The 13768-nt window shown below is 62.0% G+C and carries 14 protein-coding genes and 4 pseudogenes; 12 read left to right on the top strand and 6 right to left on the bottom strand.

The window, feature by feature from the left end; translation table 11 throughout:
* Positions 1–962, top strand: a pseudogene (locus SO140_RS44060) (hypothetical protein); the annotation flags it as partial.
* Between the two features lie 227 nt (positions 963–1189).
* The gene (locus SO140_RS44055; RefSeq protein WP_474801608.1) at positions 1190–1675 is read left to right on the top strand and encodes a TrbG/VirB9 family P-type conjugative transfer protein; all 486 of its coding nucleotides are present in this window, start codon (positions 1190–1192) and stop codon (positions 1673–1675) included.
* 587 nt (positions 1676–2262) lie between these two features.
* Here SO140_RS44055 and SO140_RS44050 read toward each other — a convergent pair.
* A pseudogene (locus SO140_RS44050) lies at positions 2263–2373 on the bottom strand (glycosyltransferase family 4 protein); the annotation flags it as partial.
* A 70-nt stretch (positions 2374–2443) separates the two neighbouring features.
* Positions 2444–2905, bottom strand: a complete 462-nt coding sequence (locus tag SO140_RS44045) for a hypothetical protein (RefSeq protein WP_474801612.1) — start codon at positions 2903–2905, stop codon at positions 2444–2446.
* A 21-nt stretch (positions 2906–2926) separates the two neighbouring features.
* On the opposite strand from SO140_RS44045, the pseudogene SO140_RS44040 reads away from it, so the two are divergent.
* The 6 genes and pseudogenes from SO140_RS44040 to SO140_RS44015 form a co-directional block, all read left to right on the top strand.
* Positions 2927–3133: pseudogene (locus tag SO140_RS44040) on the top strand (LacI family DNA-binding transcriptional regulator); the annotation flags it as partial.
* 211 nt (positions 3134–3344) lie between these two features.
* Positions 3345–4052 (top strand): substrate-binding domain-containing protein, encoded by a 708-nt coding sequence (locus SO140_RS44035; protein WP_498544077.1) that lies wholly within the window; start codon positions 3345–3347, stop codon positions 4050–4052.
* Positions 4049–5587 (top strand): sugar ABC transporter ATP-binding protein, encoded by a 1539-nt coding sequence (locus tag SO140_RS44030; RefSeq protein WP_474801616.1) that lies wholly within the window; start codon positions 4049–4051, stop codon positions 5585–5587. The genes SO140_RS44035 and SO140_RS44030 overlap by 4 nt, the downstream gene beginning before the upstream one ends.
* Complete coding sequence (locus SO140_RS44025; protein ID WP_498541636.1) at positions 5580–6632, top strand: ABC transporter permease; 1053 nt, start codon at positions 5580–5582, stop codon at positions 6630–6632. The genes SO140_RS44030 and SO140_RS44025 overlap by 8 nt, the downstream gene beginning before the upstream one ends.
* 98 nt (positions 6633–6730) lie before the next feature.
* Positions 6731–7723, top strand: coding sequence for a substrate-binding domain-containing protein (locus tag SO140_RS44020; RefSeq protein WP_474801620.1), 993 nt, complete (start codon positions 6731–6733; stop codon positions 7721–7723).
* A gap of 161 nt (positions 7724–7884) precedes the next feature.
* Positions 7885–8208, top strand: a complete 324-nt coding sequence (locus tag SO140_RS44015; protein WP_474801622.1) for a hypothetical protein — start codon at positions 7885–7887, stop codon at positions 8206–8208.
* A 72-nt stretch (positions 8209–8280) separates the two neighbouring features.
* Here the strand turns inward: SO140_RS44015 and SO140_RS44010 are convergent, their stop codons facing one another.
* On the bottom strand, positions 8281–8463 hold the full coding sequence (locus SO140_RS44010) for a hypothetical protein (RefSeq protein WP_474801624.1): 183 nt from the start codon (positions 8461–8463) through the stop codon (positions 8281–8283).
* 173 nt (positions 8464–8636) lie between these two features.
* Here SO140_RS44010 and SO140_RS44005 point away from each other — a divergent pair, with 173 nt between their 5' ends.
* Positions 8637–9437: a hypothetical protein gene (locus SO140_RS44005; protein WP_474801626.1), complete on the top strand. Its 801-nt coding sequence runs from the start codon at positions 8637–8639 to the stop codon at positions 9435–9437.
* Here SO140_RS44005 and SO140_RS44000 read toward each other — a convergent pair.
* Both SO140_RS44000 and SO140_RS43995 read right to left on the bottom strand, forming a co-directional pair.
* Complete coding sequence (locus SO140_RS44000; RefSeq protein WP_474801628.1) at positions 9426–9881, bottom strand: iron chelate uptake ABC transporter family permease subunit; 456 nt, start codon at positions 9879–9881, stop codon at positions 9426–9428. The two genes, SO140_RS44005 and SO140_RS44000, sit on opposite strands and share 12 nt — an antisense overlap.
* Before the next feature lie 127 nt (positions 9882–10008).
* Complete coding sequence (locus SO140_RS43995) at positions 10009–10254, bottom strand: hypothetical protein (RefSeq protein WP_474801630.1); 246 nt, start codon at positions 10252–10254, stop codon at positions 10009–10011.
* 451 nt (positions 10255–10705) lie between these two features.
* Here SO140_RS43995 and SO140_RS43990 point away from each other — a divergent pair.
* Together SO140_RS43990 and SO140_RS43985 are read left to right on the top strand one after the other, a co-directional pair.
* A pseudogene (locus SO140_RS43990) lies at positions 10706–11302 on the top strand (recombinase family protein); the annotation flags it as partial.
* 354 nt (positions 11303–11656) lie between these two features.
* A complete protein-coding gene (locus SO140_RS43985; RefSeq protein WP_474801632.1) occupies positions 11657–11944 on the top strand; it encodes a hypothetical protein in 288 nt (95 codons plus the stop codon).
* Between the two features lie 72 nt (positions 11945–12016).
* Here the strand turns inward: SO140_RS43985 and SO140_RS43980 are convergent, their stop codons facing one another.
* A complete protein-coding gene (locus tag SO140_RS43980) occupies positions 12017–12610 on the bottom strand; it encodes a DUF2252 family protein (protein WP_474801634.1) in 594 nt (197 codons plus the stop codon).
* 290 nt (positions 12611–12900) lie between these two features.
* Here SO140_RS43980 and SO140_RS43975 point away from each other — a divergent pair.
* Positions 12901–13768, top strand: an 868-nt coding sequence (locus tag SO140_RS43975; protein WP_498544076.1) for an inorganic phosphate transporter, incomplete at its 3' end; no start/stop codon positions are given.

The following is a 13768-nucleotide window of genomic DNA, read 5'->3' as shown; positions in this document are numbered from 1 at the left end:
CTATCCGAAGAGGCGCGGCGCACGTCGGAGCGCAGCGCGGATGCGGCTCTTCGGCTGGCGGCACACCGTCTGTCCGCGCTCACAGCCTGCAGGTCGGATCGTTTATCGAAGCGCGCTCCGAATTCGAGACGATCTTGCGCCTCTATGACCCGAGCCAACATCGCCCGCCACCGGTTCATTACGTCCATGATCCGAAGATTTCGGCGCTCGCATACCTCGGGGTCATCGACTGGATCCTTGGCTATCCGGAGCAGGCGCGACGCTGGAGCGTGGCGGCGTTGCAGTACGCCGAGGTGTTAAACCAGGCGAACCTCACCGCTCATGTCCGAGTTTACGGCGGCGCTGGGCTTGCCGAGCTTCTTTGCGACACGGCGGCGGTGCGGGCGCATGCCGATGCGGTCATCGGGCTCGCCGATCAGCACAGGTTGAACTACTGGCGCTTGAGCGGCCTCATCCTGAGAGGCTGGGTGATGGCTCAGGACGGAGCCATTGAGGCGGGGCTGGCGCTAATGGGCCAGAGCGCCGCTGAGCGGCTCGCCTTGGGCGTCGGCTGGTATCAGATCCGATATCTCTGCATGTTGGCGGCAACTCACCTGCAAGCAGGTGCCGCCGAAGAAGGCTTGGGCGTCATCGCCCAAGCGACGGATCTCGTCGAGCGAAACAACGAGCATATGTGGGAGGCGGAACTCTGCCGGCTTGAGGGTGAGTTGCGGTCCGCGCAGGGTGCATCCCCGGCCGAGGTCGAGTCATGTTTTGAGCAGGCGCTGGAAACGGCGCGAGGTCAGAGTGCCAAGTCATTAGAGCTGCGGGCGGCGATCAGTCTCGCCCGACTCCGGCGCGACCAGGGTAAGCACGCTGACGCCCACGCTCTGCTCGCGCCAGTCTACGGTTGGTTCACCGAGGGCTTCGACACTCGTGACCTGAAGGAAGCCAAGGCGTTACTCGACGAACTCAATCCCTAATCTCTCTCTGCGCCCATCCTCACTACTTCCGATAACAGCTCTTCTCGGAAGCTAGGAAGGTGTGAATTTGGTTCAACTTGAAGCGGATATTGCAGCCGTTGATCCGGTGAGTTAACCACCTTCAATCGGATTGCCGGATCGTATCGAGCACACCGGACGGGGTCACGCGCTTAAGCGCCCTCAGTGCAGAGGCGGTCGTTCGCGATTACGAATCCGCTGCAAAAGAGATGGAGGCGAAACGCTGCCCGAATCTGCAGGTCGTCACCACCCGCGCGGATGGACGAAAGCGCTCCTATCAATTCGAGTTGTCGATCGCCGAGACCACATTGGCCGACAGCTACTTCGTCGTTCGCTTCGCCTATCCTAGCGACGAAATTGAACGACGCCGCGCGGAAACAGCCGCCCGGAGCGCTGAGCGGGAAGGGGCCCTGATCGATCAGACCTTCGACCTCCACCACGCCTATGGTGCGCGAAACTGGCGCTTCTCGGCTCAGGGCTCCGTTGATCTCGAGCCCGAAGCCGTCTTCGACGACGGCAAGGAGACGACGTTTCGCTTTGCGGGCAACCGCGAAGTCCCCGCCATTTACCTGATCAATTCTGATGGATCGGAAAGTTTGGTGCAAGGATGTCCGCGGCGAACTGGTGGTCGTCCACGCAACGGCCCGCGAGTTTCGGCTGCGGAAGGGCAACATCGTGCTCTGCATTTTCAATGAAGCGTTCGACCCGGTCGGCATCAATCCGGGCACCAATACCACCAGCCCCTCGATCGAGCGGCGGGCCAGGAAGTCAGCCCCAATCTCAAGGCCCCGATAGGCAATCGATATGACCGAGCTTAACAACGAAACGATCGATGGCGATCGCGGCATCACGCCGGTTGGCCAGGCTGACCACGCACGGACGACGATGCTCAAGCGCGGATTTGGCGCACTCGGGCTCACGGCATTCGCCTTTCTCATCATCTGGAGCACGTGGAGAGGCGATAAGCCGGTCGCTGAGTCCGCCCGCAAGCTCATGATCCGTCAGGCCGCAGCGTTCGAGCCGGCCACGGAAGCTCCGGGAGCTCCACTCACCACAGCTTCAATTCCCGCGGCAGCGCCACCTACCGGGCCGGCGGTCACCCCACCCGTGCCGGACCAGATGCTCGAAAGCGCACGTCGTGCACCGGTCCTGGCTTATAACCGGCCGGTCTCGGCCGGCGGTTTAGCCCGCAGCGGCCAAATGGGGACCGGTGCTGCCGATCCCTACGCCTTCGGACGGGCCGAGCCGCCGAATGAGCTTGCCGGGGGTCTTGACAGGGTTAATAGGCAATCACCGGCGTTCCGCACGCCATCATCACCAAGCCAAACGGCTCGGGCCAATTGATCGGGAAGAGCAATGCTGCCGCGCCGGCGAAAAAGGGTTGCTTTCCAATCTTCTCGACTCCGCCGATGAGTTGCACTTTTTCGGCCAAACAGCGCCGTGCGCTCCGTTCCTCGAACGGCTCATAAACTGCAATCAGTGCCCAACTTATTTGCCAGAGCTGCATCAACCCCCGGCAGGAAGGCCGCAAGGCCTGCGCCCTCAAGCGTGCTTCGAATGCGGAGAAGCTCACCTCTTTGGACCCCGCAAGCGTCGCCGCGCAGTCCGGTGGCGAGAGCGCGGCCGCGGGCCGCGAATACATCCGCCCACGGGAGCGGTTCGGCGCGTGTATAGTCCTCCAATACACTGACGTATTCGAGCGCGCCCTCCCCGTCACCCGATGACAAAAGGCCCTCGATCGCGTCGCGATAGAACCACAGATGATTATGCGCGACGGCGCCACGGGCCAGCATCGTCCTGCCTTCTGCCAAAAGATCCTGGCGTTCCGCAAAATCTTCGACCGTCCGGCTCAGTGCGCTGGTGACCTTGGGGCCGCAAAATTGGGTTCCGGCCTCCCTGCAGATCGCCAGCGCTTCGCGCAGCATCGCCTCGGCCTCGCGCACGCAATGCGAAAGGTTGGACGCTATCTATCGCGGAAGGCTTCAAGACAGAAAAACGATTGCGCAAACGTTTTCGTATGCCATAATCCTGCAGAACCTGGATTGCTCAACAAAATACAGGCGCGGGACGTGGCGACCATCGCCGATGTTGCTCGACAAGCGGGCGTTTCGGTCTCGACCGTTTCGCACGTCGTGAACGGTACGCGGCGGGTTGCGCCGGACACGGCGCGCGCCGTGGAAGCGGCGATCACCTCCTTGAGCTACCGTCCCAACATCATGGCGCGCAGCCTGAAGGCCGCTTCGACCCGCTCGGTCGGCATCGCGATCTCCTCGATTTCCAATCCCTATTTCAGCGACATCATCTGTGCGATCGAAACCGAGTGCGCGCGCCTCGGCATGATGGTGTTTCTGTCCGACACCGAGGATGACCCGGACCGTGAGCTCGACGTCGTCATGGCGCTGCATCAGCGTCTTCGTCGACGGCATCATTCTCGCGCCGAGCCCCGATCCCGGTCGGCGCGCGCTCGCCTATCTGCGCGACGTGAGGCTGCCCTGTGTGCTTGTCGATCGCATGCCCGATCCCGCCTTCGATCAGGTCGGCATCAACAACCGCGAGGCGATGCGCAATCTCGTCGAGTGGGTCGCCGCGCACGGTCATCGCCGTATCGGCTATGTGGGCGGCAATCCGAGATTTGCGACCACGCTCGAGCGTATTGCCGGCTATCGCGAGAGTCTGGCCGGCGCCGGCGGCGTGATCGACGAACGCCTTCTCGTTACCGGCAGTGCGACGACGAACAGCGCGATGCAGGCCGCGGAGCGGCTGCTTGATCTCGATCAGCCGCCGACCGCATTGGTCGGCGGCAACAATCTCGCGACGATCGGCATCATGAAAGCGATCCAGAGGCGCGGATTGCGGGTGCCGAAAGACATCTCGGTCGTCGGCTTCGACGATTTCGAATGGGCCGATTGCTTCGAGCCGCGCCTGACGCTGGTCGCGCAACCCTGCGTGGAGATCGGCCGGCGCGCGGCCTTCCTGCTCATGGAGCGGATTGCCGCTCCGCAAGGGGCGCGGCGCACCATTCGACTCGACGCGGCGATCATCGAGCGCGAATCCTGCGGGAGACCGAAATGAATACGGGCGCTCAGGCCCCGCTGCTCGCCATGCATGGCATCGTCAAGAGCTTTGGCGGCGCACAGGCGCTGCGCGGAGTCGATTTCGATCTCAAGAGCGGGGAAATCCACGCGCTGCTTGGCGAAAACGGCGCGGGCAAGTCGACCCTAATGAACGTTCTTTCCGGCGTCATCGCGCCGGATCAGGGCGCAATCTGCATCGACGGCGCCGCCGTCCGCTTCACCGATCCACGCGCCGCGCAGGCCGCGGGCGTCGCGACGATCTTTCAGGAGCTCGATCTCGTCCCGAGCCTCGATGTGACTGCCAACCTGTTTCTCGGCCGGGAATTGACGCGAGCAGGCGTCCTCGATGGCGGCGCGATGCGCCGCGCGGCGCGGGCAAGGCTCGGCGAGCTCGGCTTCGATGTGGATGTCGATCAGCCCGTAGGTGAATTGTCGGTCGGTCGGCGACAGATCGTCGCGATCGCCAAGGCCCTGACCTACGAGTCGCGAATTCTCGTGATGGACGAGCCGACGGCCGCGCTCACCGCCGCAGAGGTGCAGCGGCTGTTTCATGTGATGCGCGACATCGCGAGACGCGGTGTCGGCATCGTCTACATCTCGCATCGGCTCGAAGAGGTTCCGCGCGTCGCCGACCGCGTGACGGTTCTGCGCGATGGCAGGATCGCAGGGACCGCGCCGCCGGCCGCGCCGCAATCCGATCTCGTGGCGTTACTCGTCGGACGGCCGCTGACGGAGCTCTATCCGCGCCGCAGCGGCGCGCTCGGCCGCCGTGTGCTGCGTCTGGAGCGGGCCGCCTATCGCCCGCGCCGGCACCGGGCCGGTTGGCGTGCACCGCGTGAGGTCTCGCTCGAGGTGCGCGCCGGTGAGGTCGTCGGCCTCGCCGGCATCATGGGAGCAGGACGGACCGAGTTGCTTTCTGCGCTCTATGGCGTGGGCGGTCCCGGCGCCTGGTCGGGCCGTGTCGAGGTCGAGGAACGGCCGGCGAGGCTGAACTCGATTCCGGAGGCTCGTCGCGCAGGCGTCGCCTTTGTCAGCGACGATCGCCGGGGCACCGGTCTGATGCTGCGCGACAGCGTCGAACGCAATCTCGTCGCCTCGGTGCTGCGGCGCGTGTCGCCGTTCTTTCTGATGTCGCAAGCGCGCCAGGCGAGGCTAGCCGGTCAGGCGATCAAGGCATTCGACGTGCGGCCGCCGCGGCCGGAGCTCGCGGTCGGCGCGCTCTCCGGAGGCAACCAGCAGAAAGTCGCGCTTGCCAAGGAGGTGCTTGGTGAGCCGCGCCTGCTTCTGCTCGACGAGCCGACGCGCGGCGTGGATGTCGGCGCGAAGGGCGAAATCTACGCCAGGATTCGCGAGCTCGCCGCGCAAGGCGTCGGCATTCTCGTCGCCTCCAGTGAAATGCCGGAACTGATCGGCCTATGCGATCGCATCGTCGTGCTGAGGGGCGGACGTACGGTTGCCGAGTTTCCCGCCGGCGCCGCAGAGGACGACATCCTCGCGGTAGCCGAATCCAGTCAGGATGACAGCGATGAATGACGCCGCAACACTTGTGAAATCCACGCGCGTGCAGCCCGCACGGACCCGCCATCTCGACTTCTTCGCCATCGCGGTCCGCTTTCAGAGCGTCATTGGTCTCATCCTTGTTGCGATCGGCGGCATCATCTTCTCGCCGCGGCGGCACGGCTCCATCCTGTTCGTGGCGCCGGACAACATCGCAAACATAGTACGGGCGATTTCCGAGACGGGCATCATCGCCGTCGGCATGACCTTCGTCATCATCACCGCGGGGATCGATCTGTCGGTCGGTGCGCTGCTCAGTCTGTGCAGCGTGCTCACCGCCACGATCATGACGACCTGGGGCTGGGGACTCGTTCCGACCCTCCTGTTCGTGATGACCTGCGGCGCCCTGTTCGGTTGCGCGCAAGGCGCGATCTCGACCCGCTTTCGCCTCGAGGCTTTCATCGTGACGCTGGCGGGCCTGCAGGTCGCGCGCGGCCTGGCGCTGGTGATCTCCAACAACCAGTACATCAACATCTCCTACGGCAATGGTCCGGGTCTTGCGCCGCCGATTTTCTCGGTGCTGGGCGATCGGCTCTTCGACAACACGGTTCCGGTCGCGACACTGGTGTTTCTCGTCGTCGCGATCGTGGCCACCTTCGTGCTGAACTTCACGCGATTCGGCCGCTACGTCTTCGCGGTCGGCGGCAATGAGCGGGCGGCGCGGCTCTCCGGCGTGCCGGTCACGCTGGTTAAGATCTCGGTCTACGCGATCACGGGCATGGTGTCGGCCATCGCCGGCATCGTCCACGCCGGCCAATTCAATTTCGGCAGCGCCAATGACGGCACGGGCTATGAATTGACCGCGATCGCGGCGGTGGTCATCGGCGGCACCAGCCTGTTCGGCGGCGCTGGCTCGATGATCGGTACGATCGCAGGTGCGATCATGCTCGGCGCGTTGGCCAACATCCTTCAGCTCAACAACATCAATGCGGCTCTGCAACTGCTCGCGACCGGCGCGATCATCGTCGTGGCCGCGGTTCTTCAATCTCTCGTTCGTCGCCGCGAGGGATTGGGTCGTTGACCCCAATGGCGACGTAAAGACCTGGCGGCGACCAGCCCCGCCGGGAAGAGACCGCTCGTCAGTGGCGGAATGTTCGAAGCAAACAGGGGAGTGAAATTATGCGACGCGCATCTACGAAGGCAAGGTTCTGGTCCAATCTGGTGCTGGGCGCCGGCACGGCGACGCTCGTCGCCGGTGCAGCGCAGGCGGCGCCGCTGGTCAAGGAGTGCAGCAAGACCGGGGAGTTTGTCATCGGCTTCTCGCAGGCCAACAATGCCGAGCCCTACCGCCAGCACGTCAACGACCAGCTGACCGCTGCGGCGAAGAAAGTGCCGCAATTCAAGCTGCAGATTGCCGACGGCGCCGGCAACGTGAATACACAGACCTCGCAGATGGACAATTTCATCACCCAGAAGGTCGACCTGATCCTGATCTCACCGTTCGAGGCCGCGCCTCTGACGCCGGTCGTCGCGCGGGCCATGAAGGCCGGCATTCCCGTCATCGAGCTCGACCGCAAGACGGTCGGCGAGCCCGGCAAGGAATATACGGCCTTCATCGGCGGGGACAATTTCAAGATCGCCGAGGAGGCGGGCAAATACGTCGCCGGCAAGCTCCTGCCGGACGGCGGCGAAGTGGCGGTGCTCCAGGGCCTGCCGAGCTCGACGCCCGCCGTCGAACGACTCAACGGCTTCAAGTCCGGCGTGAAGGACAATCCAAAGGTCCAGGTTGTCGCCGAGCAGGCCGCCGACTGGCTGCCGGACAAGGCGCAGACCGCATTCGCCGCGATGCTCCAGGCTCATCCGAACATCAAGGCGGTTTATGCGAGCAACGACATGATGGCCGCCGGTGCGCGTCTTGCGGCGAAGGGCGCCGGGAAGCTCGATCAAGTGAAGATCCTCGGGACTGATGGCTTGCCCGGGCCTGCTGGCGGCATCCGCGCGGTTGCGGAAGGCGAGTGGGCAGCAACCTTCACCTACCCGACCGGAGGCCCGGAGGCGATCGAGATGGCGAAGTCTATCCTGCTCGATTGCGCCGAGAAGGTGCAGACCGTGGTGACCGTGCCGACCACCGCGATCACGCCCGACAACGCGAAGCAGTTGATGCAGAACTGAACGAAGTCCTCGCGCATCGCTCGGTGTTGCGGGCTTGACATCGGCCGCGCTCGCTACGCGCTGCTAGCGGGCATCACTGGCCGATCCGGGAAGGTGAAGCGCGCGCCTCTGTCGGCGCGCGCCTCGTCTCCCCACGTCAAGTTCGAGCAGCGACCCGGTGGATGGGCCGACAGCTTGGTGAATGTGCATGGAAATCCTGTTCGATCCTCATCCTCGATGATCTGGCCGGCCCCATCTTCGAACTGCTCCTTGAACTCATCGTCCGGCTGTTCGAAGCTCTCTTTCACCTGATCGGCTGGCTGTTTGAGCGCTTTCGGCGCTGGCTGGATTTGCAGCCCAATATCGATCCCTCGATGCTGCACAGGTTCGGCCGGCTGTCGGTCGGCATCGGCTTGAGCCTGGTTTCGCGCCTGGCGTTGTTCGCCGCGCCGTTTCGTTGCCCAGTACATCGCTCTGGTGGGCCCCGCCATCCAGTCGAACCGTAGCCATGGCATCGCGATGATGGCCTAGAATCAGCAATTTCAGTGCTGGCAGCGGAGCCAGCGTTCTTCCGGATCTCAGAAGTAAGAAGCCGCCGCCCGAAGATCCATGAAGTGAAGCACGAAGCGGATGTTGATCATCCGGGAGGGACACGCGTGCGGCTGCTCTCGGTAGTTGCGCGAACGAATTGCCTCCGGCGTGATCTCGCTGAACGGCACGAAGGGCCAGGGTTCCTTCCGTAGTTCTCCGGCCGTGAACATAGTTTCGCCTCCTCAGCTGCATTAAAAGCGTTGGTGCAGGTCTTTGAGCTGGCAAGAAAATGCGACGTGGAGCTGCATGCTCGTCCCTGGAAGAGCTCAGGCTCAAAAACCAACTGCATAGCGCAGATGCGCGGACCGCTCTCCGGCGGTAACCATTGCATTATGGAGCGCCAATGGCTTCCATTCTGGACAAGCTCGCCGAAGAGCAGATCACAAAGAGCTTAGCGGAGCAGTTTTCAAGCCTGGTGAACTCGGCGCGCGAAGAGGGGGTGGGTCCTTTGGCCCCGCGGACCAGGGTGAAGACCTCGCGCTCCCTCCCGGCAACGGGTCATCGGTCGGCCGGTTGGCGCTATGTGGCTTTCGCTCCTCTACTAGCGGCATCCATTAGTGTCGCGGCGTGGCGATGGCCATCCTCCTCTGATTCGACAATGAAGCCCCCCTCAGGCCCGGCAGCTCTGATGAAAGCCGCGCCGAACGACGTCGCGCCGACTGCTGTTTCCCTATCCGCCGAGGTTGCGCAGCAGCTTCAACCGATGGCGCGCGATTTCGCCGTGTTGAGGCAAACGGTGGAACAGCTCGAAGTGAGGCAAGGACAGTTGGTCCGCGACAATGAAAATCTCGCGAGCCAACTCAAGGCGAGCCGGGAAGAATTGGCGCGGAACTACAGTATCATCGACAAGGTCAAGGCGACTCAGATCGAGATGGCGCGCGAAAGCCAGACACTCATCGAGCAGCTCAACGCGAACCAGGAACAACTCGCCCACGTTATCGCCAATGCCTCAGCGCCAAAAGTAATGCCTGAAGAGCCAAAGGTACGCCCCGGAGAGCCAATGGCGATACCCGAAATACCACCCCTGCCGCGGCCGCGGCCGTCGGCCAACGTCGCCCCGTCGCCAAAGCCGGCGCAAAGTCTAGCGCGGCCGCAAACTATAAAACCGCAATCGTCATTGGCATGGCCTTGGTCAATGCGCTAATGCGGCACACGTCCCCCGCTTGCCATCTGCCCCGCAGCGCCCAACAAACGGCATCGGTTGGCGCCAAGGCTTCGAAAATGTTAAAAGGCCGAGACGAAATGGGTCTTGATTGGCGGGCTCACCATTGAAGCGCGGTAGACGGCATCTGCCTGATATCAGCCCCAGAGATTGAATTTCCCGTTCGGCCTGGTCATCAGCCGTCATTACTCCGAGCGGCAGTTCCTTCGGCGCAAGGATGTAGCGTGCTGCGGCGTCCACCCACACCGTGAAGATCGCGCCCATCGCTGCGGCAATCGAAACTGATCGCGTGGTGCGCGCAGCAACGACCCAGCGCGCGCAGTGCGGCACGATGAGCCCCACAAACCCGACCGCGCCTGACGTCGATACAAACACGCCACTCATCAGTGCGGTGGCTACAAACATCTCTAACCGAAGCGCCTTCACATCATGCCGAGCGTGTGTGCGGTCTCATCACCAATTAGTCGCGCGGGCTACGCGTGCGTTCGGGCCTTGCAGCGACGGCCAAAAAGTGACACAGCGCGAGGTCATTCGCCGGTCGGAACAGATTGCGTTATGGCGCTTCATCCCAACGTGGAGATGAAACGACAAGACGCACGCCCATCCCGAACTCACGAGTGGGCTTCCGATCGGTCTTGAACAGCCGTTGTGCGGCCTCGACGTTCGTGGCGCAGCGCTCGAGCCAGCGAGCCACCAGAAAATCAACCAGCGCAGCCAATCGCCGCCGGGCCACCGCAAGAACAGGCCCTGCGTCCAAGCTCTGGTCGGATGGTCTCTTGACCTCGTTGCGGGCGTTCATCCCTCCTGCCGGTTCGGCGGAGGGAGCGGCCCTGCGCCGAGAGTTACACTCTTGCTTTGCGGATCAGCCCCGCTTCGAGCTGAAAATTCGGACCCCGTGTCGTCACGGACATGCACGACCAATCGGCCAGCCGAACAAGCGGCCGGACGCGGGCGGCAATCTCTGCGATGTGTGTGCGTGCGTTGCGCATCACGGTCCTCAAGAGTGCGGGCAAATTCACCGCGGCGAATGTCATGATCTAAGCGCAGAGAAATTCAGACCGTCAAATGTTTTATGTTCACGAGGTGCGGAATTGTTGCCGGCCAGCAATTTTCGAACGCCGGCACTGCCGGCTGCCTTCGAAAATTTCAGGGTGTGGTCAACGCTTCCTTCATCAGCCGACTTTATGCAGTTGACCTGATGAGACGCGGATCCGGCAGGACCGTCGGTGGAAGGTCTAGAATGTTCGTAACGGCAGGGCAGATCGGGCCTTGGCCTTGAGGCGCAGCGGCATGCCGTTGATGAGTCCCTGAACGGCGGTAACTGGAAACTGGTGAAGGAGTTTGTCGAGGTCGAGAGCGGCCAGCGCTCGGACCGGCCGCAGCTAGATGCCGCGCTCAAGGCGTGCCGGGCCTACGGGGCCGAGCTGGTGATCGCTAAGCTCGATCGTCTCACCCGCGACGCCCACTTCCTGTTGGGTCTGGAAAAGGCCGGTGTCGATTTCGTGGCTGCCGATATGCCCACCGCCAACCGGCTCACGGTCGGAATCATGGCAATGCTGGCTGAAGAAGAGAGGCGGATGATCTCGAAGCGCACCAAGGATGCGCTGGCGGCGGCTAAGCGGCGCGGCGTCAAGCTCGGCCGCGATTGCGGTGTTGTGCCGACCGCGAGGGCGCGCAAGTTGGCTATCGAGACGTTACGCGAGCGAGCGGCGTCCAGAGCTGACGATCTCGCTCCAATCATCGAGGAGCTGCGGGCAGGTGGCGCCACGTCATTGAGTGCGATCGCAGGTGGCCTGAATGCCAAGGGTATTGCAACGCCACGCGGACGCCCTCCGGTTCGGGTTTAGGCACAACCGTTGAAATCGGTAGGCTGTAGCTATACGAGAACAATCAAGCACTTACGTGTAAAACTGGCCTTTTCGCACCCTAGATGTTTCAATGGGTTAGAGAGCCACTGTAAAACCCGATGACAGAACGTCTACGCATCATTCCACACGAGGCTGTACCGAACTGCGGGAGCTTCGAGGTCCGCTTTCCTGACGGTCATCAACCTCAAATTGTCGCCCGAAGATCGGCTGGCGGCATTCTCTCTCAAGCAGACCGTCCGAACATTTGAGCGGCTGTGTCCTTGCTCGAGCCTTGCAACCTTGTGTAGGAGACCGCATTATCCGGACTTGAGCCATTTCAAGCAGGAGATTCCCGTGAAGCGCCGCGCCCTTGCTTTGACTGCATTTCTCTGTGCCAGCGCGCCAATCCTCGCGGCCGGCGTTGCGTCAGCTGCGGATCTTTCGATCTCCCCGGCGCGCAGGTCTGCATCTGTTTACGGAACGGGATCCGTCTTCTGGGATGACGTCTATCCGCCCGCGATCTACGGCCCCCATCTTCGATCGATTGAGGAAGTAAGCGCACTGAAAGCGGCGCGCCGGCCGGTCTCTTCGCTCTGGTCGGGGTACGATCCGCTGCGCCTCGATGCACGCGGCAGATGGTGAAGCAGCAGTGTATGAAGCAAGGCTGCTGGCGCTGTTGGCATCCTGATCCAGAAAAAGATCCTTATTCGCCCGTTACGGCGCCCGTACCTTGGTAGCGGCCATATTTTTATTGGGACAACGAGCCAACCCGCTGCGGCCAGAGCAGGTGGATCGCGAGACCGCCCTTATCGATCGCTTGGCCAGTGTTTTCCACGAACCGGCGACGGCCTTCTTCATGGCCAGGCCTATCGACGAAGGACGCTCTTTCAACCGCGGTCTTCCGGATAGGGCTCCGCGATATCCGTCGACCATCTGCTCGATTAACTTCTCAGTCACAATGCCGGGGAGGTCCGATCCTCTTGCTGCCATGGACAGCGAAAGCGCCAGCCGGATAAGGTCGTAGGCGGGATAGCTAATCACCGTTTGGTCGAGATCCCGCATCTCGATCTCGACATCGCCGTCGGCATTCGCAAGCGGACCAAGATTGCCGGTATGGCAATCCCCGCAGATCCAAATCGCCGGGCCGGATGGAATGCGGCAGCGTTGCTCGGACAAAAGTTCATAGAAGAGGGCAGTACTCCCACGAACGAAGGCTTGCGGTGAGCGCGCCATCTTTTGCAGCCGGTGCTTTTCGAGGATTCTGCGTCGATCAACAGGTGAGGTAGGTTCATCGCGGTCTCGGGCCATAGTCTAAATGAGAGGCTCCTATCCATCTTTAAATAACTTCAACGGCCAACAAAGAGCTTCGTTTCAAAGCGGCGGACTTGCGAGGAACCTTTTATTTGAGCCCGGCTTTAACGTTTGAGCGGGCGGGGACCGACTTTCATGTGAGTTTCAGAGCGCCGCAAAGCAAGCTCGGCTCTGGACGCAAAGGCCTGCGAGGCTGCTGCAAGGTAGAAGTCGTCGCTCAGAGTCGAAGAAAGCCAAAAACCATTTCCCCACATGATGGACCATTGCGCCAGATAGAGTTCAGGCCCATGCTGGAATTCTTCGCCCCAGGCTCGCCCGCGCTTTTTGTGTTGCTGATACTGTGTCTCGCCCTGGTACTGTTTTTCGAATTTTCGAACGGCTTTCACGACACTGCCAATGCTGTTGCTACCGTCATCTACACTCATTCCCTTAAAGCTACCCACGCCGTCGTCTGGTCGGGTTTGATGAACTTTCTTGGTGTGCTTGCCGGCGGAATTGCGGTGGCCTATGCCCTGGTCGCGCTCATTCCGCCGGACGTCTTAACCCCGCCAGATGGGGCGCTGGCTGTAGGTATGTTGGTTGCCCTGACGCTTGCCGCCCTGATCTGGAATGTCGGTACGTGGTGGTTGGGCATTCCTAACTCCAGCTCCCATGCTCTGGTCGGAGCATTGATTGGCATTGCCCTGCAATACGGGCTCGTCCAGGGCCATAGCTTTACTGGCGCGGTGAACTGGCACCAGGTGGGCGGTGTTTTGAGCGCCCTATTGATTTCGCCGCTACTCGGATTTGGATTGTCATTCATCTTGTATCGTGTGGTTAGCCGCCTTGTACCGAAACCCGAACTGTATCAGGCGCCTGTAGATGGAAACCGGCCAGTCTGGTGGCTACGGGGGTTGCTCGTGTTGACGTGCACGGGCGTGTCGTTTGCGCATGGTACGAATGATGGACAGAAAAGCATTGGTTTCATCATGCTGGCGATCATCGGTCTCATGCCGCAATCCTTTGCGCTCAATGAGTATTTCTCTGGCGATCAGCTCGCCCAATTGTTGCAGGCTTTGCCGCAAAGCATCTCGCTATTTGTAACCCTCCGGTGCAGGCCGCGGGTTAGCTGCGTTTGGCGCGCTTGCCTGCCCATTTTTTGGCGAGGGCCTCAAC

This window comes from Bradyrhizobium sp. UFLA05-108 (assembly GCF_059803455.1).
Note: the sequence above shows the minus strand (reverse complement) of the source record. Positions and strands in the feature narration are given on the sequence as shown.